This is a genomic window from Coprococcus sp. AF21-14LB (genome assembly GCF_003458885.1).
Classification (GTDB): Bacteria; Bacillota; Clostridia; order Lachnospirales; family Lachnospiraceae; genus UBA9414.
Genome location: NZ_QRVX01000002.1, coordinates 81,870 through 104,531, shown reverse-complemented (window position 1 = coordinate 104,531; position 22,662 = coordinate 81,870). Strand labels below are relative to the sequence as shown.

Genomic DNA, 22,662 nt, shown 5'->3' with positions numbered 1-22,662 from the left:
GGAGCAAGGAGGAAATTATGCTTGCAGAAGAACGTATGGAAGAAATAGTACGGCTGGTGCAGGAATATGGCAGTATGACTGTTCAGAAATTAATGGAGTATACAGGGGCATCGGAATCTACTTTGAGAAGAGATCTCAATGCCCTTGATAAACGTGGGATGCTTACAAAAGTTCATGGGGGAGCCATTGCGCTTGAAATGAACGCAGTTGTGAAAGATTCTGACGTAATACTTCGGGAGGAACTTCACAGAGAAGAGAAAATAGAAGTGGCCAGATATGCAGCGTCACTGATCCAACCGAATGATTTTGTATATCTTGATGCAGGAACGACAACAGGCTATCTGATTGATTTTCTGAAAGAAAAACGGGCAGTTTTCATGACAAATGGTGTGATGCATGCGAGAAAGCTCGTTCAGAAAGGATATACGGTATATCTTCCGGGCGGCGAGTTTAAGGCAGTTACGGAAGCGTTGATCGGAGAGATGGCAATACAGAATCTGCAGAAATATCATTTTACAAAAGGATTCTGGGGAACCAATGGGATTGATTCCTGTCATGGATTTACAACTCCGGACGCGCGGGAAGCGCAGATTAAGCAATGCTCTATGGAACAGACAGAAAAACGCTATATTTTAAGCGACAGCAGTAAGATTGGAAAGGTATCCTGTGTCACTTTCGGGGCATTTGAAGATGCCGGGATGATCGTTGCCGGAGACGTACCGCAGGAATACAAAAAATATAAACATATGATTCATGTGTAGGAGGAAAAAAGGATGGTATCATTTAAATTTACAGTAAAAGACGACGAAGGAATTCATGCTAGACCGGCAGGAATGCTTGTGAAACATGTAGGATCTCTTTCAAGCGCAGTAGAGATTGAATTTAATGGAAAGAAAGTTTCCGCTAAGAAGCTTCTTGCGGTTATGGGACTTGGCGTAAAATGCGGAAATGAAATCGAAGTAGTTGTAACAGGTGATAATGAAGCAGCAGATGCCGACAGCGTAAAGACATTTTTAGAAGAAAACTTATAAAAAATGGCGGTGAAAGGCGGTTGCGTAATGAATAGATTGGAAGGAAAAACAGTATTTTCCGGTATTGCGATCGGAAAGATATCAATACTGCAGAAGGCAGACCAGAGCGTAAAAAGATATCATGTGGAAGAGATAGAGGCTGAGATCCGAAGAGTGGAGGAAGCTAAGCAGACAGCGACAGAAGAATTACAAAAGCTGTATGAGAAAGCGCTTCAGGAAGTGGGAGAATCCGGTGCGGCAATCTTTGAGGTGCATCAGATGATGCTTGATGATGAAGACTATCTGGATTCAATCCACAATATTATTGAGACGCAGCAGGTAAATGCAGAATATGCGGTTGCATCTACAGGCGATAACTTTTCAGCAATGTTTGCGGCAATGGACGATGACTATATGCAGGCGCGTGCGGCAGACATCAAAGATATTTCAGAACGTCTGGTTCGGGTACTGGCAGGACATGGTGAGAGTTTGATGGATGCAGACGAACCGGTGATTGTTGTGGCAGAGGATCTGGCTCCAAGCGAAACTGTTCAGATGGATAAGAGCAAGGTGCTGGCATTTGTGACAAGATTTGGTTCTTCCAATTCCCATACAGCAATTCTTGCCAGAACAATGAATATTCCAGCGCTGATCAATGTGGATTATGATGTGCAGATGAATGGTGCCCTTGGAATTGTAGATGGAAAGAATGGGGTACTCATTGTTGATCCTGATGAAGAAACATTAGAGAAATACCGTACAATTCAGGCAGAAGAAGCAGAGAAGAAGGCGATGCTGAAAGAGCTGAAGGGGAAGGAAACTGCTACAAAGAGCGGAAGAAAGATCAATCTTTATGCGAATATCGGAAGCCTTTCTGATGTGGCAAGTGTACTTCAGAACGATGCCGGCGGTATTGGATTATTCCGCAGTGAATTTATCTATCTGGAGAAAGATCAGTATCCGACAGAAGAAGAGCAGTTCCAAATCTATAAAACAGTTGCACAGAATATGGCAGGTAAGAAAGTAATTATCCGCACATTGGATATCGGTGCAGACAAGCAGGTAGATTACTTTAATATGGATCACGAAGAGAATCCGGCAATGGGATATCGTGCGATCCGGATCTGTCTTGACCGTCCGGAGATTTTCAAGACACAGCTGCGGGCGCTGTTCCGTGCAAGCGCTTATGGAACGATTGCAATTATGTATCCAATGATTATTTCTGTTAATGAAGTGCATCAGATTAAAGCGATTGTAGAAGAAGTGAAGCAGGAGCTGACACAGGAAAATATCCCATTTGGCGAAGTTGAGCAGGGAATTATGATTGAAACACCGGCGGCTGTTATGATCAGTGATCTTCTTGCAAAAGAAGTTGATTTCTTCAGTATCGGTACGAACGACTTGACACAGTATACGCTTGCGATTGACCGTCAGAATGCTAAACTTGACAATATTTATGATGCGCACCACGAGGCAGTACTCCGCATGATCCGCATGGTTGTGGAAAATGCGCATAAAGAAGGAATCTGGGCAGGAATCTGTGGAGAACTTGGCGCAGATATGTCGTTAACAGAGACTTTTGTTGAGATGGGAGTAGATGAACTTTCTGTTTCCCCTACCTTTGTACTTCCAATCCGTAAAATTATCCGGGAGATGGAATAAGAATAGCGGACTGCAGTGAAAAGATTTGTTACATGAGAATTTAGAATCCGACAGAGAATGAAAGAGCTCTGCCGGATTCTTTTGCTTCCGAATGAAATATTTTTATGATTTCCAGAGTGAAATATAGCAAGGAATATGTTATGCTTAGTATAGTGTGTTAGACGAATATACAGAAGGAAAGGTGGATTGTTATGAACTATCCTGCGTGTGAGAAGAAGGATTTTCAGACAGAATATTTTGGACACAAGGTAGAAGATCCGTATCGTTGGCTGACAGATAACCATGATCCGGAAGTGCTTGCCTGGGTAAAAGCAGAAAATGCCTGTACCGATGAATGGTTTGAGAAAGAAAAGCTGGAAGCAAAGATTCAGGCTTTGAAAAAGGGAAAACGACGTCCGCTGTACAGTGCAATTTCTAAGTGGAGAGATGGATTTCTTGCTGCAAAGCGGGAAGATGGATATCCTGTTGTAGTGAAGTTAAGTCAGGATATGCAGGCAGAAGAAATCATTGCAGAGAGAGGAACACTTCCGGAATATACACCATATTCAGCGACGGCATGTCCGAAAGAGCAGAAGTATTTGACGCTTTATGGGTTAAAAGATGAAGCTGCCAGACCGTCAGTGTTGATCATTGACTGTGAGAAGCGAGAGATTGTTGAAACGATCAAGGGAACATTTAATTATGCGTGGTCTGCATCCGATTTGGTACTCTACTATTCTGAAACGGTTTCTGATGCAAAGACACAGGAAAGTTATTCCAGAATGTGCGCTTATCATGCAGATACAGGAGTAACCGAATGTGTATTTGAAGACAGGGAATATTCTGTACTTGGCGATGTGCATGTGGCATCAGATGAACATACAATTTTGTTTGAATACTGGAGTGATTACTCCCATTCCAGATATTTCAGTTATGATGAAATGACAAAAGAAGTGAGGAGTATTAATGGAGATCATGCGGCAGAAATGCGCTATATTGATACAAAAGCAGGAGAACACTACTTTATTATGAAGGAAGATGCTCCTTTTGGAAAATTGATCGCCATTGCACAGGGAAAGTCTTTACAAGATGCCAGAGTATTGAGAGAAGAAGGGGAAGAAGTTCTGGATTCAGGATTTATGCTTGAGGGCAGAGTGTATCTGATGAGCCTGAAAGCGGCGTGTGCGAGACTTATCTGTCTGCAGGAAGAAGAGCAGGCTGTACAGGAAAGGGAAGTAAAACTCCCGGAAGAAATCGGAACATTAACGGTGTGTGGAAGCGCCGGTGGAAAGAAATATTTTCAATACCAGTCTTTTGTTATGCCTCCTGTATTGTTGGAATTTGACGGAAAGACGATGAAGACTGTTCTGAAGAGTTCAGATGTGTCTCATCCGGACGTGATTACAGAGCAGCGCTATGCAAAATCAGTCAAAGACGGAAGAGAGATTCCTTACTTTGTCGTGAGAAGAAAAGATTTAAAACCAGAGGAGTGTAAAGCTGTCTGGATGTATGCTTATGGTGGGTATAATTTCTCGGAAGTGCCGGCTTATGAAATGCCTTGTACCGGTCTTAGAGTGGCAGAATGGGCAGAGGATAAGGGAATTTATATCCTGGCATCGATTCGGGGAGGAAATGAATTCGGAAGCCAATGGCACGAAGAAGGCATGGGACTTTTAAAGAAAAACTGTTATTATGATATGATCGGAATTGCAGAACAGATGATTGAAGAGGGATGGACGAGAAAGGGAGAAGTGATTGTTACCGGTGCGTCCAATGGCGGGTTAATGGTATCAGCGCTTGTAACGATGCGTCCGGATCTGTTCGGATGTGTGATCGGTTCTGTTCCGCACACGGACATGCTTCAATTTGCAGAAGACGACAGAGGGCCGATGTACATTACGGAATACGGAAATCCGCGGGAAAGTGAAGAAATGTTTAAATATCTGTTGAGTTATTCTCCGTATCATAATGTAAAACAGATTGCATATCCGTGGATTTATCTTCAGACAGGAGAATGCGATAATAATGTACCGCCGTATCACGGAAAGAAATTTGCAGCGCGCCTTCAGGAATTGAATCAGAGCGATGCACCAATTCTGCTGAGAGTTCTAAAGGATGGAAGTCATGACAGAGGAGCCGGCGAGGTATTCTGGAGAACAACGGCAGAGATGCAGCTTTTTGCAGATGAATATATTGCATACAGGGAGAACGAAAGATGAAGAAAATTTTGATGATTGGAACCGGAGGAACGATTGCTTCCAGACAGACAGATCAGGGACTTGCTCCGGGACTGACGCCGGAAGATCTCATTTCTTATATTCCGGAAGTAGAATCTGTCTGTGAAGTCAGTACTGTTCAAATCTGTAATGTGGACAGCACGAATATCACACCGGAACATTGGAAATTGATGACAAAAACCATTGAAGAGAATTACTATAGCTATGACGGGTTTGTAATTTGCCATGGAACGGATACGCTGGCTTACACTGCGGCAGCTCTTTCGTACATGATTCAGAATTCTGCAAAGCCGATTGTCATTACCGGCGCACAAAAACCTATGAATATGGACGTGACAGATGCTAAGACGAATTTGCTGGATAGTTTTATCTATGCATCAGATGATGATTCTCAGGATGTGACGATTGTATTTGACGGTAAAGTTATTGTTGGAACAAGAGCGAAGAAAGAGAGAGCGAAGAGCTATAATGCATTTTCCAGTATTAATTTTCCGTATCCGGCGGTCATACAGGATCACAGAGTTATTCGGTATATTCCGTCAGTACCGTATAAAAAACGGGTAGAATTTTACTATGATATGAAAGACAGCATTTGTGTCATGAAGATGATTCCGGGAAGTAAACCGGAGATTCTTTCTTACCTATTTGCAAATTATGATTGTATCGTAATTGAAAGCTTTGGAGTGGGCGGCATTCCGGCAACAATTATGGAAGAATTCTATCATCAGATGAAAGAATGGCAGCAAAAAGGGAAATATGTTGTGATGGCCACCCAGGTTGCGAATGAAGGAAGTAACATGGAAGTGTATGAGGTTGGACAGAAGGTAAAGAAAGATTTTGATCTCATCGAAGCTTATGACATGACGCTGGAGGCAGTAATTACGAAAATGATGTGGCTGATGGGAATTCCGGGGTTGAGCTATCGTCAGGTACAGGAAGCATTTTATCAGACTGTGAATCAGGATATTTTGTTTCCAAGTATTCGGAAGAAATTTTCGTAAATCGTATGGAAGCGGACAAAAACTCTGCTTCAGGTAAAAGTACATATAAATAAGAATAAGAAAAAGAACTGACAGAAACATGTATTGTACGAGCTGTCAGTTCTTTCTTTTTTTATTTATTTTGCTTCCCAGCGGCCACTGGCACCGCAAGGAAGAACGAGACCGTTAGAAGAAACCGGAAGTCCGATTTCCTGAGAGGTTACAGTGCCGTGAAAGCTTTTTAATTCGGTTGCAAGCATATAAGTCAGGACAGCAGGTGCAAGTCCTGTTGTATATGAGTTGATTAGGAAGAATAAAGGTTCATCCGAAAGAATCTTCGTGCAAAGCTTTACGAGAGGATGAATTGCATCCTCAATCTTCCAGATTTCACCTTTGGGACCGCGGCCGTAAGAAGGCGGATCCATGATGATAGCGTCATAATGATTGCCGCGGCGGATCTCACGCTCTACAAACTTCACACAGTCATCTACAAGCCATCGGATTGGAGCGTCAGACAAACCGGAAGAGGCGGCATTTTCTTTTGCCCATCCCACCATACCTTTTGAGGCATCCACATGTGTTACATGAGCGCCGGCCTTTGCTGCGGCTAAAGTTGCACCGCCGGTATAGGCGAAAAGATTAAGTACTTTAACAGGACGTCCGGCGTTTCGGATCTTTTCAGAGAACCAGTCCCAGTTTGTCGCTTGTTCCGGGAATAGTCCGGTATGTTTAAAACTGAATGGTTTCAGGTTAAATGTCAGTTCTTTATAGTGAATCTGCCACTGCTGAGGAAGATCAAAGAATTCCCATTCGCCGCCGCCTTTCTGACTGCGGTGATAATGACCGTTCATGTGCTTCCAACGGCGGTCTGTCTTTGGAGTATCCCAGATGACTTGCGGATCTGGGCGGACGAGAATATAATCGCCCCAGCGTTCTAATTTTTCACCTTTGGAAGAATCAATCACTTCGTAGTCCTTCCATCCGTCTGCTATCCACATAATTTATAATTCCTTTCTGTAAAACATCTTGTAAATTCATTTCTTTAATCGTTTCATTATAGCAATTTTTGCAGAAAAAAACAATTCCTCGTGCAGAAATCCCTTGAAATTGCTTCTTGAGAAACAGAAAGAGAAATGGAATGAATGTCAAAGATATGAGAAACGTGTGCAGCTTTATCTGGAAGGGCAACACCAATGGGATACAAAAACCGCTGTGATTATGGTCGTGAGGGGAGAAAAAACTTGATTTTCCCATAATATCCTGCTACACTTAAAAATATGCAGTTATAGATAAATCATATATATATATTATAAAAACCTATAACCGGACTTGTTTACCTAATACCCAAACAATGATAGAATATGTCTATAAGTGTAAAAGCTTTTTACGAATGAAAGGTGGGTAATTTATGATTACAGTAAATGCGATCGGAGATAACTGTCCGATTCCGGTAATAAAACAAAAAAAGCAATGCAGGCGCTGACAGGACCTGAGACAATTGAAGTATTGGTTGATAATGAAATAGCAGTACAGAATGTAACGAAGATGGCTACAGCAAGCGGCGGAAAAGTGACATCAGAAAAAGTTGCAGAGAAAGAATTCAAAGTAACAATTGAGATGGAAGGCGCTCCGGCAGTTGAGGGCGAGGAAGAAGCTGTATGTACACCGGACAGAAGAGAAAATACGGTTGTTGTGATTTCTTCTGACAGAATGGGAAGCGGTAATGATGAGCTTGGTAAAGTACTGATCAAAGGATTTATCTTTGCAGTAACACAGCTTGATAAGCTTCCTAAGACAATGCTGTTTTACAACGGAGGCGCAACACTGACTGCAGAAGGTTCTGATTCGTTGGAAGACCTGAAGCATTTGGAAGCACAGGGCGTAGAGATTCTGACATGCGGCACATGCCTGAATTATTATGGAATGACAGACAAACTTCAGGTTGGATCTGTGACGAATATGTATTCAATTGTAGAGAAGATGGCCGGAGCAGACAAGATCATTCAGCCATAAGAGAATTCGCTAGATTTTATAGAAGTGAACGTCAGCGTCGGTTTACCGTTGTATTCCGGCGCTGTTTTGCGAAAAAGAATTTGTGAAGGAGAGAGAGTTATGATTCGCGATGTAAAATTAACACATATGACAAAAACAGCAGGATGAGCTGCGAAAGTAGGTCCTGAAACCCTTGCCCAGGTTCTGGGTAAGTTGCCTAAATTTGAAGATGAAAATCTTCTTGTTGGAATTGAAACTTCAGATGATGCGGCAATCTATAAAGTAACAGATGATATCGCGATGATTCAGACGGTTGACTTCTTTACTCCAATTGTGGATGATCCATATATGTTCGGACAGATTGCAGCAGCCAATTCCTTAAGTGATGTCTATGCCATGGGAGGAGTTCCGAAGGTGGCTTTGAATATTGTCGGCTTTCCGAATTGTCTTGACCCTTCTATTCTGGGAGATATTTTAAAAGGAGGCGCCGACAAAGTAAAAGAAGCAGGCGCTGTGCTTGTAGGCGGACATACAATTCAGGATGATGAACCGAAATATGGTCTTTGTGTATCCGGTTTTGTTCATCCGAAAAAGATCTTCAAAAATTACGGATGCCGGCCGGGAGACGTGCTAATTCTGACAAAGCAGATCGGAAACGGAGTTGTGAACACAGCGATTAAAGCCGAGATGGCTTCTGACCGTGCAATCCGTGAGGCGGAGATTGTCATGTCTTCCCTGAACAGAAAGGCAAAAGAAGTTGTGGATAAATATCATGTGAATGCATGTACAGATATTACGGGATTTGGACTTCTCGGACACTGTGCGGAGATGGCGGTACCAAGCCATGTAACATTTGAACTCCGTGTCAAAGATATCGCTTACTTTGAAGATGCGATTTCTTATGCGAAGATGGGACTTGTGCCGGAGGGAGCTTATAAAAACCGTAAACATGCAGGCTCTCATATTGACGTTGGAACAGTGGAAGAGCATTATATTGATCTGCTTTACGATCCGCAGACATCGGGAGGATTGCTGTTAAGTGTTCCAAAAGAAGAGGCGGATGCAGTGATGGAAGATTTTGAGAAAAAGCATATGGATACAAAAGTATCTATCATAGGACAGGTACTGGAAGAAGAGACAAACGGAAAGAATATTCGTTTAGTATAAGAAAAGAAAGAGTTGGAGAAGGGAATGAACAAAAACTTATTATACCGCAATATCCCTAAAGTGGATGTGTTATTAGAAGAAGAAAAGATACAGGAACTGATTGAACGTTACAGTTATGATACGGTAATTGAAGCTATTCGTCAGGAGCTTGACAGCCTGCGGGCATTTATTGGTAAATGTGAGTCAGAAGACGAAGCAAATCACAGATTATCTGTACTGCGGGAGCGGATAGCAGAAAATGTTGCCAGAATGCATCGACCGAATATGCGCAGTGTAGTAAATGCTACAGGGACGATTCTGCATACCAATCTTGGACGTGCGCCAATCGGAGAAAAACACATGAAACATGTGTTTGAGATTGCTACAGGATATTCCAATCTGGAATACAGTCTGGAAGAAGGCAAAAGAGGAGAGCGCTATTCTCACTTTGAGAAGCTGCTCTGTAAGCTGACAGGAGCGGAAGCAGCTATGGCTGTGAATAATAATGCGTCTTCGGTGCTGCTGATTTTAAGTACATTGGGAAAAGGCGGAGAAGTAGTTGTTTCCCGTGGAGAACTCGTGGAAATTGGTGGAAAATTCCGGGTTCCGGATGTAATGGAACAAAGCGGTGCGACACTTGTGGAAGTCGGTACTACGAATAAAACACATTATTCCGATTATGAAAATGCAATTACGGAAGAAACAAAAGCTCTTCTGAAAGTGCATACAAGTAACTATCGGATCGTTGGTTTTACAGAGAACGTATCAATTGCAGAGATGTCCGAAATTGCGAAAGCCCATGATCTTCCGTTAATTGAAGATATTGGAAGCGGAGTGCTTGTGGATCTGAGTAAATATGGTTTGACATATGAGCCGACAGTACAGGATTCTCTGAAGAATGGGGCGGATATTGTTTGCTTTAGTGGGGATAAGCTTCTTGGCGGACCGCAGGCAGGAATTATTGTAGGAAAGAAGAAATACATTGATCAGATGAAGAAGAACCAGCTAACAAGAGCGCTTCGAATCGATAAGTTTACGGCAGCTACACTGGAAGTTGTTCTTCAGGAATATCTCTCTGAAGAGAAAGCAATTAAAAATATTCCGGTACTTCGAATGATGACAGAGTCATTTGAAGATGTGGCGAAACGGGCACGCGGATTGAAACGGATGCTGCAGAATGCAGGAATTGACGCTGTGATTGAGACGGAACACTGTGAGTCACAGATTGGAGGCGGATCCCTTCCGCTAGAACGGATTCCGAGTATGGCGGTAACAATTAAAGCAAATGCGATCACAACAGAAGAACTGGAAGAGCGTATGCGCTGCCTTGAAGTTCCGGTGATCGGGCGTACCTTAAATGATAAAATTCTTTTGGATGCAAGAACGCTTGATGCGAAAGCATGCAAAACAATTGTACAGCAGTTTAAAGAGACGGGAATCTGCAATCGATAGCGGCAGATCAGCGTCTATTACAGATGAGAGGAACGATAAATCAGATGAAGCATATTATTATCGGAACAGCAGGTCATATTGATCATGGAAAGACAACGCTGATTAAAGCGCTGACCGGGCGCAATACAGACCGGTGGGAAGAAGAACAACGAAGAGGAATTACGATTGATCTTGGATTTACTTATTTTGATCTTCCATGCGGGGACAGAGTCGGAATCATTGATGTGCCGGGTCATGAGCGTTTTATTAATAACATGGTAGCCGGTGTTGTTGGGATGGATCTTGTTATGCTCGTTGTGGCAGCGGATGAAGGAATTATGCCGCAGACAAGAGAGCATATGGATATTCTCGGACTGCTTGGAATTGAGAAAAGCATTCTTGTAATTAATAAATGCGATCTTGTAGATGAAGAATGGCTTGAACTTGTAGAAGAAGAGATTAAAGAAGAATTGGAAGGAACATTCCTTGAACATGCTCCGGTTGTGAAGATTTCAGCTGCGACAGGTCAGGGAATCCCGGAACTGATCAGCACGATTGAAGAATTGACCGCAGATGATGTGACAGAAAAAGATACACAGACGATTCCAAGACTGCCGATTGACAGGGCATTTTCCATATCCGGATTTGGAACAATTATTACAGGAACATTGCTTTCCGGAACGATTGCGAAAGATACGTCACTGATGATGTATCCGATTGGAAAAGAGTGTAAGATCCGCAGTATCCAGGTACATGGACAGGATGTAGATAAATGTTATGCAGGACAGAGAGTTGCCATTAATTTGTCAAATGTAAAGAAATCGGAATTAAAACGAGGATGTGTACTTGCGCCTCCAAACAGTATGAAAAATACAATGATGCTGGATGTGAAAATGAATGTTCTGCCATCTTCCATGAGAATCCTGACAAATCATAGCCGTCTGCATTTGTTTACAGGAACGAGTGAGATTCTCTGTCGTGCGATTTTGCTCGATCAGGAGGAGTTAGGACCTGGAGAGAGCGGTTATGTGCAGCTTCGTCTGGAAGAAGAAATTGCTGTCAGACGAGGGGATAAATTCGTGGTACGCTTTTATTCACCGATGGAAACAATCGGAGGCGGTATGATACTGGAGCCAAATCCGGAGAAGAAAAAACGTTTCCAGGAAGACGCAATTGAAGAATTAAAGCAGAAAGAATCAGGTTCTTCAGCAGATGTCATTGCGCTTCATGCGAAGCAGCATGGAGATACGATGGTAACGATCCAGGAGCTGGCAAAACTGACAGCGCTTTCCATTGAAGAAGTGACAGAAGATGTTGAGGAATTAAAAGCAGAGGGAACGGTCTATACATTTGCGATGAAGAAAGATATTTATGTATGGCACCGGTCAGATGAAGCAGAGGGAACAGAAAAGATTCTAGGAACACTTGCAGAATATCATAAGAAATATCCGTATCGTCCTGGAATGAAAAAAGCAGAGATCCATATGACATTCTTCAAAAAGATTAAACAGAATGTATTTGATCTTTATATCGATATGTTGGCGGAGCAGGAGACTGTCAGACGTCATCAGGAGTTCTTGAGCCTGCCAACTTTTGAGATTCAAAAGGATGCAACGTATCAGAAAGCAGAGAAAATTATTTGCGATACATTCCAACAGGCAGCATATGATTTTGCAAAATTTTCTGAAATTGATTTTAAAGGAATTGACAGAGGTACTGCTGATGACATTATCATGGGAATGGTAGATCGCCAGGAAGTAGTGAAACTGGCGGAGGATATGTATACGCTTTCGTCATTTGTGGAAAACGCAAAAGAAAAGATCATTGAGCGTCTGAAGGAAAACGGCGGTGTGATTACAATTGCAGAAGTGCGGGATATGTTTGGTACGAGCCGCAAAAGTGCAAAACCGCTTTTAGAATATATGGACAGCATTAAAGTAACGAAGAAAACCGGTGGAGAAAGTGAGAGGGTGGCATACTAATGAATTTGAAGCAGTTAGAGGCGTTTGTGCAGGTGGCGCAAAGCGGAAGCTTTTCAAAGGCCGCAAAGCAATTGTACCTGACACAGCCGACTGTCAGCGCGCATATTTCTTCTCTGGAGAAAGAGCTGGATGCGAGGCTGTTTGTGAGAAATACAAAGGAAGTAAGCCTTTCCGAAGACGGAAAAACATTATACAATTATGCAAAACAGATTATTGATCTGGAACACAAAATAGAAGAAACGTTTTGTGCAGACCAACAGGAAGAGAAGCAGGAAATTACAATTGCAGCATCGACCATTCCGGCGCAGTATCTTCTTCCGAAGATTCTGGCCAGATTTGTGGAAAAGTATCCAGAAGAGCAATTTCGGATTATTGAGACAGACAGCAGTCAGGTAGTAGAGCAGATTATTAAGCGGAGTGTTGATATCGGCTTTACCGGTACGGTGCTTGAGAAGAAACATTGTAAATATATTCCGTTTTATCGAGATGAACTTGTAGTCATTACTCCAAATACGGAGAAATACCGCAAAATTCAGGAAGAAGAGCAGGATTTCAGGTGGCTGCAAAATGAAGCGTTGATTTTAAGAGAAGAGGGTTCCGGAACGAGAAAAGAGGCGGCTAAACAGTTAAGGCAGCTTGGAATTGAATTGGATAGATTAAATATTGTGGCAAGTATTGGAAATCAGGAAACAATTAAAAAATCTGTACAGAATGGGATTGCGATTTCCATTATTTCCCGTCTTGCTGCGGAAGAAGAAACAAATTCCGGAAAATTATTGAGTTTTCCGATTCCATCAAAAGATGGAGGAAGGGATCTGAATGTTGTATACAACAGAAACTTTCATTTAACTCATTCAGCGGAACGGTTTATCAAGATTGTAAAAGAAATCTATACAAAGAAAAAATAGGCGATGAGAAAGAAATGCGTTTTATAGTTTTTATCTATAAGGCGCATTTCTTTATTGTTCTTTTCTATTAGACTAAGCTATGGAAAGAGGCTATACTTGAATGGAAGAAGTTATAGAAAATTAATGATATACGAGGGATGAACATGATTTACTTAGATAATGCAGCAACGACGATGCATAAGCCGCAGGCCGTGATAGATGCAGTTGTGCAGGCAATGAACAGTCTTGGAAATGCAGGCCGCGGTGCCAATGAAGCATCGCTGAGTGCAGCCAGAATTATTTATGATACAAGGGACAGGCTGGCACAGCTTTTCCATGCGGAGAATGCAAAAAGAATCGCATTTACATGCAATTCGACAGAGAGTTTGAATATTGCAATTAAAGGAAGTCTCAATCCGGGCGACCATGCTATTACAACAGCGCTGGAGCACAATTCCGTATTGCGGCCATTGTATGAGATGCAGGAGCAGGGCGTGGAATTAACTGTGATCGAGAGTGATAAAAGAGGACGCATCTGTTACGAAGATTTTGAGAAGGCAATCCGTCCGGAGACAAAAGTGATTGTCTGTACCAATGGATCGAATCTGACAGGTAACAGAGTTGATCTTGAGAGAGTCGGAAAGATTGCGGAAGATCATGGCATCCGCTTTATTGTAGATGCATCACAGACTGCAGGAGTATTTGAGATTGATGTACAGAAGATGCACATCGATATTCTTTGCTTTACAGGACATAAAGGACTTCTGGGACCTCAGGGAACAGGCGGAATCTATGTTCGGGAAGGAATTGAATTGCGTCCGCTCAAAAGCGGTGGAAGCGGTGTAGATACATATAATACGCACCATCCTGCAGAGATGCCGACTGCACTTGAGGCAGGGACATTGAACGGACACGGAATTGCCGGATTAGGCGCAGGTGTGAAATATATTATGGATACCGGCATGGAGCATATCCGTGAGACAGAACAGCATTATATGTGGAAGTTTTACAATGGGGTAAAGGATATTCCAGGTGTAAAAATATACGGTGATTTTGAAACAGAGGATCGCTGTCCGATCGTTACTCTGAATATTGCTGATTATGATTCTTCTGAAGTGAGCGATGAGCTCCTTATGACATATGGTATTTCTACAAGGCCGGGAGCGCATTGCGCACCGCTTATGCACAAAGCTCTTGGAACAGTAGATCAGGGAGCAGTCAGATTCAGCTTCTCGCATTTTAATACGGAAGAAGAAATTGATGCTGCAATTGCAGCCATCAGAGAATTGGCAGAAGAGGAGTAAGAGGAGGAAATTACAATGAATTTATCTGATTCAAAGAAAAAACTGGCGTTTGCCGGCATTCTTTGCGGTATTGTAGCGGCGGTACTGGCAGTGCTTGGCAATCCTGGAAACATGGCATTTTGTATTGCTTGTTTCATTCGTGATACTGCAGGTGCAATGAAGATGCACAGTGCAGCAGTTGTACAGTATGCAAGACCGGAGACAATCGGTATTGTGCTTGGAGCATTTGCAATTTCTGTTGCAACAAAAGAATATCGTTCTTCAGGTGGTTCTTCACCGATGACACGTTTTGTGCTTGGTATGATCATTATGATTGGTTCGTTAGTATTCTTAGGCTGTCCGCTTCGTATGGTAATCCGTATGTCAGCCGGAGATTTAAATGCATGGGTTGCTCTGATCGGATTTGTCGGCGGTGTTGCGACAGGAGCATTCTTCTTGAAGAAAGGCTTTAGCCTTGGAAGAGCATACGAGACGAATGCAATGAGCGGCGCGGTACTTCCGGTCATCGTGCTTGGAATTCTTGCAGTCAGTGTTGGAACAACTTTATTTGCAGTCAGCGAAAAAGGTCCGGGAAGTATGCATGCTCCGATCATCGCATCATTGATCGGCGGAATTATTTTCGGTGTCCTTGCTCAGAAATCAAGAATGTGTTTTGCAGGAAGTATCCGTGATATCATCTTAATGAAGAGCTTTGATTTAATTTCAGTGATTGCCGGATTATTTGTGGTGATGCTTGTATTTAATATCGCAACAGGCGGATTCCATCTTGGATTCGCTGGTCAGCCGATCGCACATTCTCAGCACTTATGGAACATTCTCGGTATGTATGCAGTTGGTTTCGCCGCTGTTCTCGCAGGGGGATGTCCGCTTCGTCAGTTAGTACTGGCAGGACAAGGATCTTCTGATGCGGGAATGACAGTACTTGGACTTTTTGTAGGCGCAGCACTGGCACATAATCTGGGACTTGCTTCCGCAGCAGCTTCTGCAGCAACAGCAGATGCACCGGCAGTAGCAGGAGGTCCGTCTATCTACGGAAAAGCAGCTGTTATTATTTGTATTGTAGTTTGCTTTATTATTGCAGCAGGTAACAAACGTAAAGCAGCAAAATAAATCCGGGGAGCAGTATATTGAAAGTGAGAAGATAGCTTTTGAATGATGCTTGAAGAGTAATAGGAATTATGGTATTCTGGAAAGGCAGGTAAAATATTATGAAGGAAGTAGATGCAAGAGGTCTTTCTTGTCCGGAACCGTTAATGCTGACAGCAGAAGCGCTGAATAGCACAAAAGGTCCGGTAAAAGTTCTGGTAAGTGAAGCACACCAGAAAACAAACGTTGAAAAATATGCTAAAGATCACGGCAAGAAAACAACCGTAAGAGAGATCGGTTCTGAATTCGAAATTGTAATTGAGTAGTTATGAGAAAGAAAGAATTAAAACTGGTTGTAACATTCCATACAACGGCAGACGCAATGGCGATGGAAAAAGCATGTAAAGAACACGGTGTTCCGGGAAGACTGATTCCGGTTCCGAGAAGTATTTCCGCAGGGTGCGGACTGTCCTGGTGTGCAGATCTTACAGATCGTGAAACAATTCAGGATATGATGAAAAATGTTGGAATTGAAGAAGAAGACATGCACGAATGTATGGTGTAAGAAGAGGTAAAGAGCTATCACTTATGTGGTAGCTCTTTGTAATATCCAATGTTTTATCAATCCTGTATAGATTTTTTATTGTGATTCCGAAACATTTGGACTATAATAAGACAATAGGATTCATAGTAAGATAAAAAATAAGATAAATAATTACAGGAGTGATATACATATGATAAAGGTTCAGGAATACAGAGGACATATCCGTAACTGGAAAGCATTATGTACAGAGCTGGAAATTGACAGTACACTTTCCAGGGAGAAGAAAGAGGAACAGATTTTAATCAGAGCGTATGAGACATGGGGCTATGAGATGGCAAAGCACCTGTATGGAATGTTTGCGTTTGCCTTATGGGACGACAGAGAAAAGAAGCTGTTCTGTGTAAGAGATCAGTTTGGAACAAAGCCGTTCTATTATTACGAAACGGCAGATGGAAAGCTGCTTTACGGAACGATGATTCGCAGTATTATTGAACAGCCGGGATTTGTGAAAGAATTAAATGAAGAAATGCTGCAGTTGTATTTGAGTCTGACATATGTTGCAGGAGAGAATACATTTTTCAGAGGACTGAAGAAACTGCTGCCGGGACGTTATCTTGTATGGCAGGAAGGAAGATTGACAGTTGAGCGTTACTGGAAACCGGAATTTCATCCGGATGAGAGTAAGACACTGGAAGAGTGGGCAGATGAGATCCACGATACAGTGAAGGAGGTAATGGCTGAAGTCAAGACAGAAGATGAGACAGCAGAATCATTTCTGTCAGGCGGTGTAGATTCTTCTTATGTTCTCGCGATGTCCGATGCCGAAACCGCGGATACATGCGGATATGAAGAAGAGCGGTTTGATGAATCTGTACTTGCAGTAGAGACGGCAAAACTACTTGGAAAGAACATTGAGCGCTCAGTGATTACACCGGAGCAGTATTTTGCAATTGTACCGTATGTAATGTATAATATGGAGCAGCCGCTTGGAGATGCATCGGCAATCGTATTTGCGCTTGGATGTCAGGCAACAGCAAAACATACAAAGCTGTGTTACTCAGGAGAAGGTGCGGATGAATTTTTCGGTGGTTATAATATGTACCGCAATGCAGAACGCTATGGGGAGAATTTAAAGACGTTCTATGTTGGCAATACAAACATCATGAAAGAAGAAGAGAAGAAAAAGATTCTGAAGAAATACGATCCGGATGTTCTTCCGATTGAACTTGCGGCAGGTATTTATGAAGAAACAGAAGGACTGGATCCTCTTACGAAAATGTCAGATGTAGATATTCAGATCTGGCTGGAGGGAGATATTTACCTGAATGTGGATAAAATGAGTGAGGCAGCAGGGCTCGAAATCAGGATGCCGCTCACAGACCTTCGAATCTTTGATATCGCATCAAGAATGCCGTCAAGATATAAAGTCAACGAAGAACAGAATAAAGTTGCATTCCGCACTGCCGCAAGAAAAGTGCTTCCGGAGGAAATCGCATTCCGCAAGAAGCTTGGCTTTATCGTACCAATCAGAATCTGGATGGCAGATGACCGCTACAATCAGGATGTGCGCGAGAAATTCCACAGCGAGATGGCGGCAAAATTCTTTAATCTTGATGAGATCAATGCGATCTTTGATGATTATGTTGGCGGAAATTCGGATAACTGGAGAAAAGTGTGGACAATTTATACATTCCTTGTGTGGTATGAGGAATACTTTGTAAAACGTTAGAAAATTAGAAAGTTGGGCTTTATGAAAAATGATTTATTAACAATTGGCAATTTTACAGTGCATGGATATGGCCTTATGATCGGAATTGGTTTTATTGCAGCATATCTGATGACGGAATACCGGGCGAAGAAACATCAGATGAATACGGATTTTGTGTTTACATTATTTCTCACATCAGTTGTATTTGGAATGCTTGGTGCGAAATTACTTTTTTATATGACGATGATCGATGAAATCATTGCAAATCCGAAAGTGATTCTGGATGAAGCGGAAGGTTTTGTCGTATATGGCGGAATCATAGGCGGAATTTTGGCAGGCTATGTGGCGTGCCGCATTAAGAAACAGAATTTCTGGAAGTATTTTGATCTTGTTATGCCGGCAGTTGCTTTGGCGCAGGGATTTGGAAGGATTGGATGTCTGTTGGCCGGATGCTGTTATGGGATGGAAACATCCTGTAAATTCTCAATTACATTTCAGAATTCAGATTTTGCACCGAATCATGTGGCGCTGATTCCGACACAGATTTATTCAAGTATATTAGATTTTCTGCATTGTATTGTACTCTGTATGATTGCGAAAAAAGTAAAAAAGGATAAGATTGTATCGGGATGCTATTTAATCTTTTACAGCATTGGAAGATTTGTTCTTGAATTTTTCAGAGGCGATCTGATCCGGGGAAGTGTCGGAGTTCTTTCTACTTCACAATTTATTTCCATTTTCATTTGTGCAGCTGGTATAGCGCTTGTGATATGGGGAAACCGCAGCAAAGAAATGAATACAGAACTGTCAGAAGAAATAGAAGATACTGCTAAAGGCGTATCAGAAGAATAATAGAAGTATTGTAGGAAAAGGTCGGGAGTTCCCGACCTTTTTTGAATAAAAATGAAAGAGAAAATTATAGAAATACAAAAGAAAACTCTGCAGTACTTGACAGAATTTTAGGACAGTGTTAGTGTATTTTTATGAAAAACTTACAAAATTTTGGCTAAAAGGAGACGGGGACATGGAATTAAAAGAACGGTTATCAGAAATTCTGCGGTTAAATCTTGCGAAAGATTATACTGCAGTTTCTTATGCAATTATGGTAGATGGAAAGATCTGGGCAGCAGATGCGATCGGAAATGACGGAACAGAGGAAAAGAAGTCTGTTACGACAGAGCATACGTTTAATGTTTGTTCTATTTCAAAAATGTTTTGTACAACAGCGGTTATGAAACTGGTAGAACAGGGAAAGGTGGATTTAGACACACCGGTATGCGAGTATCTTCCGAAATTTACAATGTTAGATGAGCGCTATAAGAAAATTACAGTGCGTCACTGTCTGAATCATGCAAGCGGACTTCCGGGAACACAGTGGAAACATTTTTCTGCAACGCATGTAGGGGCGGCAGACAACGAGGAATATTATCAGGAGGTATATGATTATCTTGCTAAATGTCATCTAAAAGCAGATCCGGGATATTATTCTGTATATTGCAATGACGGATTTACTTTGGCAGAAATGGTCGTGGCAGAAGTAGCAGGTATGCCATTTGGTGAATTCTGTAAGCAGTATATTACAGAACCAATCGGAGCTCATTCCACGAGACCGTCCACAACACATAACAGTGATTATCCTCTTGTAAAAGAATCCGGAAAACCGGAAGAATATTTCTATTTGCAGGGATGTGGCGGATTCACGACAAATATGATTGATCTTTGCAAGTTTGGTAATCTTTTCTTGACAGAAAATGATATCATCAGTGAAGAAAGCAAGGCAGAGATGAGAAAACATCAAGGTGTAACCTTCCTTCCAGATGATACAGCAAGTATCGGTTATGGGCTTGGATGGGATAATGTGGCAGTGAATGAACCGGAGTTTGATCTTGGAGAGCATGTTCAGAAAAAAGGCGGAAACAGTTTTCAGTTTACGAGCGGACTTTATATTGTGCCGAAATATCAGGCGGTATTGGCAATCAGTGAGACACATGACTGCAAACTGGATGTGAATGATGCTATCTTTAAAATGTTTGCAACAGCTATGCTGGAAGAAAAAGGGATCAATATTTTCCGTAAATATACTCCGGTTCCAAAGGAATTGATGGAGAAGTTTGACGGTACATATTTGATGCCGGGCGGTATTTATCATACGCATTTTTTTGGAACACATCTGACGATAACAAATGATGATACAAAAGGAAATCACATTGCAGCGTATAAAGATCTGAAATTTGACGGCAGCAGCTTTGTTGGTGAGAATGGTGAGAAGTATTTCTTCAGAGAATATGGTGAGGATCAATATTTCTTCTCTACTTATCATGGAAGAGTATCACCGACTGCAATGCGGGCGAGAGATCATAAAGAGCTTTCTGAAACATGGAAACAGCGGATTGGGAAAAAATATATTGCGATCAGTCTGTCAGAACAGGATATGGTCAGCCATGAAATGATGAATGGATTTACCATTTCAAAACTTCCGAATGTGGAAGGCGTACTTGTTTTTTCTTTCAGTTCGATACCGGATGGGGACATTTATACAGATTTCGAAGCTTCTGTTGTGCCAATGGATGAAATGACTGCAGCAGGATTTCTGCAGACACCATCAAATGGAAGCCGGGATCTTTTAGATCCATATTTTGAGATGAAAGAGAATGTGGAATTCTGTCATGTGGCCAGCTACTATTATATAGATGAAGCAGCTGTGCCGGAATACCATGGAGAAAATTTTGATTCAGAGCTGTACGGAGGAGAGCACAACAGTGTTTATCGTCTGACAGAAGAATTGAAATCCCTCCCGGATGTTCCGCAGGGAAGACGTTTGATCGTCCTGAATAAAGAGATGAGCGCGGTTTATGACAGCCAGACAAGCAAAGAATTTAAAGAAGTAAAAGAGGGATATATCAACTTTATTTAGCGGTAACACAGGGAGGAAGAGGGGATGGCAATTTCTAAGACCCGGGCAGAGTTTGCATGTGATATTGAGACGGTATGGGATACCGTAACATCATTGACGGATTATACATGGCGAAGCGATGTGAAAAAGATCAGAGAGCTTCGAACGAAAGGGCATTTTATCGAATACAGGAAAAATGGAATTGCGACCAAATTTTCCACTACGAAATTTGAGCCGCTGAGCCTGTACGAATTGGATATGGAGAACAAAAACCTTACAGGACACTGGCAGGGAGTGTTTTCTTACCAGAATGGGATTACAGTGCTGGAATTGATTGAGCGTGTAAAAGCAAGAAATATTTTCATGCGCCCGTTTATGAAGCTTTATTTGAAAAATAAACAGAAGAAATATATTGCTTATTTGCGAAAAGAACTGGAAGCATTGGAGGAAGAGGAGAAAGGTACAGTTCAAATGACCTATTTTCCGGAAAAATAATGCTTGACTTTGACGCTGCGTCAACTGGTAAGCTTAAATTGTCCGGAGGAGGGAAAGAAGATGAAGTATAGCATCAGAGAGATTTCGAAGATTGCCGGTGTGAGTGCACGCACACTGCGCTATTATGATCAGATCGATTTGTTAAAGCCAAGCGAGATCAGCGAAGCAGGTTATCGCTATTATGGTGAAAGGGAAGTAGAGCTGCTTTGGCAGATATTATTCTATAAAGATCGAGGGATGGATTTAAAGCAGATTCGGAAGATTATTTATGAGAAAGACTTTGATATTATGCAGGCACTTCAGAAGCACCTTCGGGAACTGGAAGCGGAGAGAGATCATATATATGAGCTGATCCGTGCGGTAAAAGGAACAATTTCGGCGATGAAGGGAGAACAGCAGATGAGTCCTAAAGAGAAATTTGAAGTTTTTAAAAAACGTGTTGTAAATGAATATGAAGAACAATACGGTGAAGAAGCAAGAGAAAAATATGGTTGCGAAGAAGTAGATGCATCCGTGAAAAAAATAATGAATATGACGGAAGCGGATTGGGAACGTTTTCAGAATTTGGGAGAAGAAGTGCGGACGCGTCTGGAAGAGGGTGTGAAAGCTAAGATTTCTCCGGAAAGTGACGAGGCAAGAAGAATTGTGATGCTTCACAAAGAATGGCTTGGACAGACATGGAAACAATATAGTGAAGAGGCTCATAAGGCGCTTGTCGAGATGTATCTTGCAGATGAACGATTTACAGCTTATTATGACCGTAAAGTAGAAGGTTGTGCAAAACTTTTGGAAGAATCTGTAAAATTTTGGATTGGAAAATAGACTTAGACTTGCATAGTTTACAGCGCCAGTGGCATACTATAGAAGGTACCGCGGACAGAAAAGAAATGGAGGAATTTCAGAAATGGCAGCAAAGTTTTATAAATGCGAATCTTGTGGAAGTATTTTGCATACAATGGGATGTGCAAAGGATTTTCAGCAGTGCAGTAAAGTAGAATTGAAGGAATTACAGGCGGGCGCTGTAGATGCCGCACAGGAAAAACATGTTCCGGTCATCCATGTGGATGGCACACATGTTACTGTAATGGTCGGCGAAGTAGAGCATCCGATGATAGAGGAACATTATATTGAGTGGATCGCAATTGAGACAGAGACAGGAATGCAGGTAAAAAATCTGCGTCCGGGCGGAAAACCACATGCAGAATTTATTCTGACAGAGCATGAAAAGCTGATCGCAGCTTATGAATATTGTAATCTTCATGGGCTTTGGAAGAAAGAAGTATAGCGGGACAATTAAAAACAGAAAAAGAAAAGACACACGGCACT

Annotated in this window: 20 protein-coding genes and 1 pseudogene; 20 read left to right on the top strand and 1 reads right to left on the bottom strand. The window is 42.0% G+C overall.

Annotated elements, in window-relative coordinates:
* The first annotated feature begins 17 nt into the window (after window positions 1–17).
* The 5 genes from DWX73_RS01130 to DWX73_RS01110 all read left to right on the top strand — a co-directional run bounded on the left by DWX73_RS01130 (window position 18) and on the right by DWX73_RS01110 (window position 5,889).
* On the top strand, window positions 18–761 hold the full coding sequence (locus DWX73_RS01130; RefSeq protein ID WP_118346302.1) for a DeoR/GlpR family DNA-binding transcription regulator: 744 nt from the start codon (window positions 18–20) through the stop codon (window positions 759–761).
* Between the two features lie 12 nt (window positions 762–773).
* On the top strand, window positions 774–1,031 hold the full coding sequence (locus DWX73_RS01125; RefSeq protein WP_118346301.1) for an HPr family phosphocarrier protein: 258 nt from the start codon (window positions 774–776) through the stop codon (window positions 1,029–1,031).
* Between the two features lie 27 nt (window positions 1,032–1,058).
* Window positions 1,059–2,672 (top strand): phosphoenolpyruvate--protein phosphotransferase, encoded by a 1,614-nt coding sequence (gene ptsP / locus DWX73_RS01120; protein ID WP_118346300.1) that lies wholly within the window; start codon window positions 1,059–1,061, stop codon window positions 2,670–2,672.
* 191 nt (window positions 2,673–2,863) lie between these two features.
* The gene (locus tag DWX73_RS01115; protein ID WP_118346299.1) at window positions 2,864–4,870 is read left to right on the top strand and encodes a prolyl oligopeptidase family serine peptidase; all 2,007 of its coding nucleotides are present in this window, start codon (window positions 2,864–2,866) and stop codon (window positions 4,868–4,870) included.
* Window positions 4,867–5,889, top strand: coding sequence for an asparaginase (locus DWX73_RS01110; RefSeq protein ID WP_118346298.1), 1,023 nt, complete (start codon window positions 4,867–4,869; stop codon window positions 5,887–5,889). The genes DWX73_RS01115 and DWX73_RS01110 overlap by 4 nt, the downstream gene beginning before the upstream one ends.
* Window positions 5,890–6,005: 116 nt before the next feature.
* On the opposite strand, the gene DWX73_RS01105 is transcribed toward DWX73_RS01110, so the two are convergent.
* Window positions 6,006–6,866 carry a class I SAM-dependent methyltransferase gene (locus DWX73_RS01105; protein WP_118346297.1) on the bottom strand — a complete coding sequence of 287 codons (861 nt, stop codon included), beginning with the start codon at window positions 6,864–6,866 and terminating at the stop codon, window positions 6,006–6,008.
* Between the two features lie 410 nt (window positions 6,867–7,276).
* Between DWX73_RS01105 and yedF the strand changes: the two are divergent.
* From yedF to DWX73_RS01030, 15 genes and pseudogenes are all read left to right on the top strand, one after another.
* Window positions 7,277–7,881 (top strand): annotated as a pseudogene (gene yedF, locus DWX73_RS01100) (sulfurtransferase-like selenium metabolism protein YedF).
* A gap of 99 nt (window positions 7,882–7,980) precedes the next feature.
* Window positions 7,981–9,027 (top strand): selenide, water dikinase SelD, encoded by a 1,047-nt coding sequence (gene selD, locus DWX73_RS01095; protein WP_199413517.1) that lies wholly within the window; start codon window positions 7,981–7,983, stop codon window positions 9,025–9,027.
* Between the two features lie 24 nt (window positions 9,028–9,051).
* A complete protein-coding gene (gene selA / locus DWX73_RS01090; protein ID WP_118346295.1) occupies window positions 9,052–10,458 on the top strand; it encodes an L-seryl-tRNA(Sec) selenium transferase in 1,407 nt (468 codons plus the stop codon).
* 44 nt (window positions 10,459–10,502) lie between these two features.
* Entirely contained in the window at window positions 10,503–12,419 is a 1,917-nt protein-coding gene (selB, locus tag DWX73_RS01085) for a selenocysteine-specific translation elongation factor (protein WP_118346294.1), read from the top strand.
* Window positions 12,419–13,327, top strand: coding sequence for a selenium metabolism-associated LysR family transcriptional regulator (locus DWX73_RS01080; RefSeq protein ID WP_118346293.1), 909 nt, complete (start codon window positions 12,419–12,421; stop codon window positions 13,325–13,327). The genes selB and DWX73_RS01080 overlap by 1 nt, the downstream gene beginning before the upstream one ends.
* Before the next feature lie 143 nt (window positions 13,328–13,470).
* The gene (locus DWX73_RS01075; protein ID WP_118346292.1) at window positions 13,471–14,610 is read left to right on the top strand and encodes an aminotransferase class V-fold PLP-dependent enzyme; all 1,140 of its coding nucleotides are present in this window, start codon (window positions 13,471–13,473) and stop codon (window positions 14,608–14,610) included.
* 15 nt (window positions 14,611–14,625) lie between these two features.
* Window positions 14,626–15,720 carry a YedE family putative selenium transporter gene (yedE, locus tag DWX73_RS01070; protein WP_118346291.1) on the top strand — a complete coding sequence of 365 codons (1,095 nt, stop codon included), beginning with the start codon at window positions 14,626–14,628 and terminating at the stop codon, window positions 15,718–15,720.
* Between the two features lie 98 nt (window positions 15,721–15,818).
* On the top strand, window positions 15,819–16,022 hold the full coding sequence (locus DWX73_RS01065) for a sulfurtransferase TusA family protein (protein ID WP_118346290.1): 204 nt from the start codon (window positions 15,819–15,821) through the stop codon (window positions 16,020–16,022).
* A gap of 2 nt (window positions 16,023–16,024) precedes the next feature.
* Complete coding sequence (locus DWX73_RS01060; RefSeq protein WP_118346289.1) at window positions 16,025–16,261, top strand: DUF3343 domain-containing protein; 237 nt, start codon at window positions 16,025–16,027, stop codon at window positions 16,259–16,261.
* A gap of 169 nt (window positions 16,262–16,430) precedes the next feature.
* Window positions 16,431–17,969 carry an asparagine synthase (glutamine-hydrolyzing) gene (asnB, locus tag DWX73_RS01055; RefSeq protein ID WP_118346288.1) on the top strand — a complete coding sequence of 513 codons (1,539 nt, stop codon included), beginning with the start codon at window positions 16,431–16,433 and terminating at the stop codon, window positions 17,967–17,969.
* A 21-nt stretch (window positions 17,970–17,990) separates the two neighbouring features.
* Window positions 17,991–18,800, top strand: coding sequence for a prolipoprotein diacylglyceryl transferase (locus DWX73_RS01050; protein ID WP_118346287.1), 810 nt, complete (start codon window positions 17,991–17,993; stop codon window positions 18,798–18,800).
* Between the two features lie 172 nt (window positions 18,801–18,972).
* Window positions 18,973–20,862, top strand: coding sequence for a serine hydrolase domain-containing protein (locus tag DWX73_RS01045; protein ID WP_118346286.1), 1,890 nt, complete (start codon window positions 18,973–18,975; stop codon window positions 20,860–20,862).
* Window positions 20,863–20,886: 24 nt separating this feature from the next.
* Window positions 20,887–21,336 carry a polyketide cyclase gene (locus DWX73_RS01040; protein ID WP_118346285.1) on the top strand — a complete coding sequence of 150 codons (450 nt, stop codon included), beginning with the start codon at window positions 20,887–20,889 and terminating at the stop codon, window positions 21,334–21,336.
* A gap of 60 nt (window positions 21,337–21,396) precedes the next feature.
* Window positions 21,397–22,158, top strand: coding sequence for a MerR family transcriptional regulator (locus DWX73_RS01035; RefSeq protein WP_118346284.1), 762 nt, complete (start codon window positions 21,397–21,399; stop codon window positions 22,156–22,158).
* 82 nt (window positions 22,159–22,240) lie between these two features.
* Entirely contained in the window at window positions 22,241–22,621 is a 381-nt protein-coding gene (locus DWX73_RS01030; protein ID WP_118346283.1) for a desulfoferrodoxin family protein, read from the top strand.
* The last annotated feature ends 41 nt before the right edge of the window (window positions 22,622–22,662 follow it).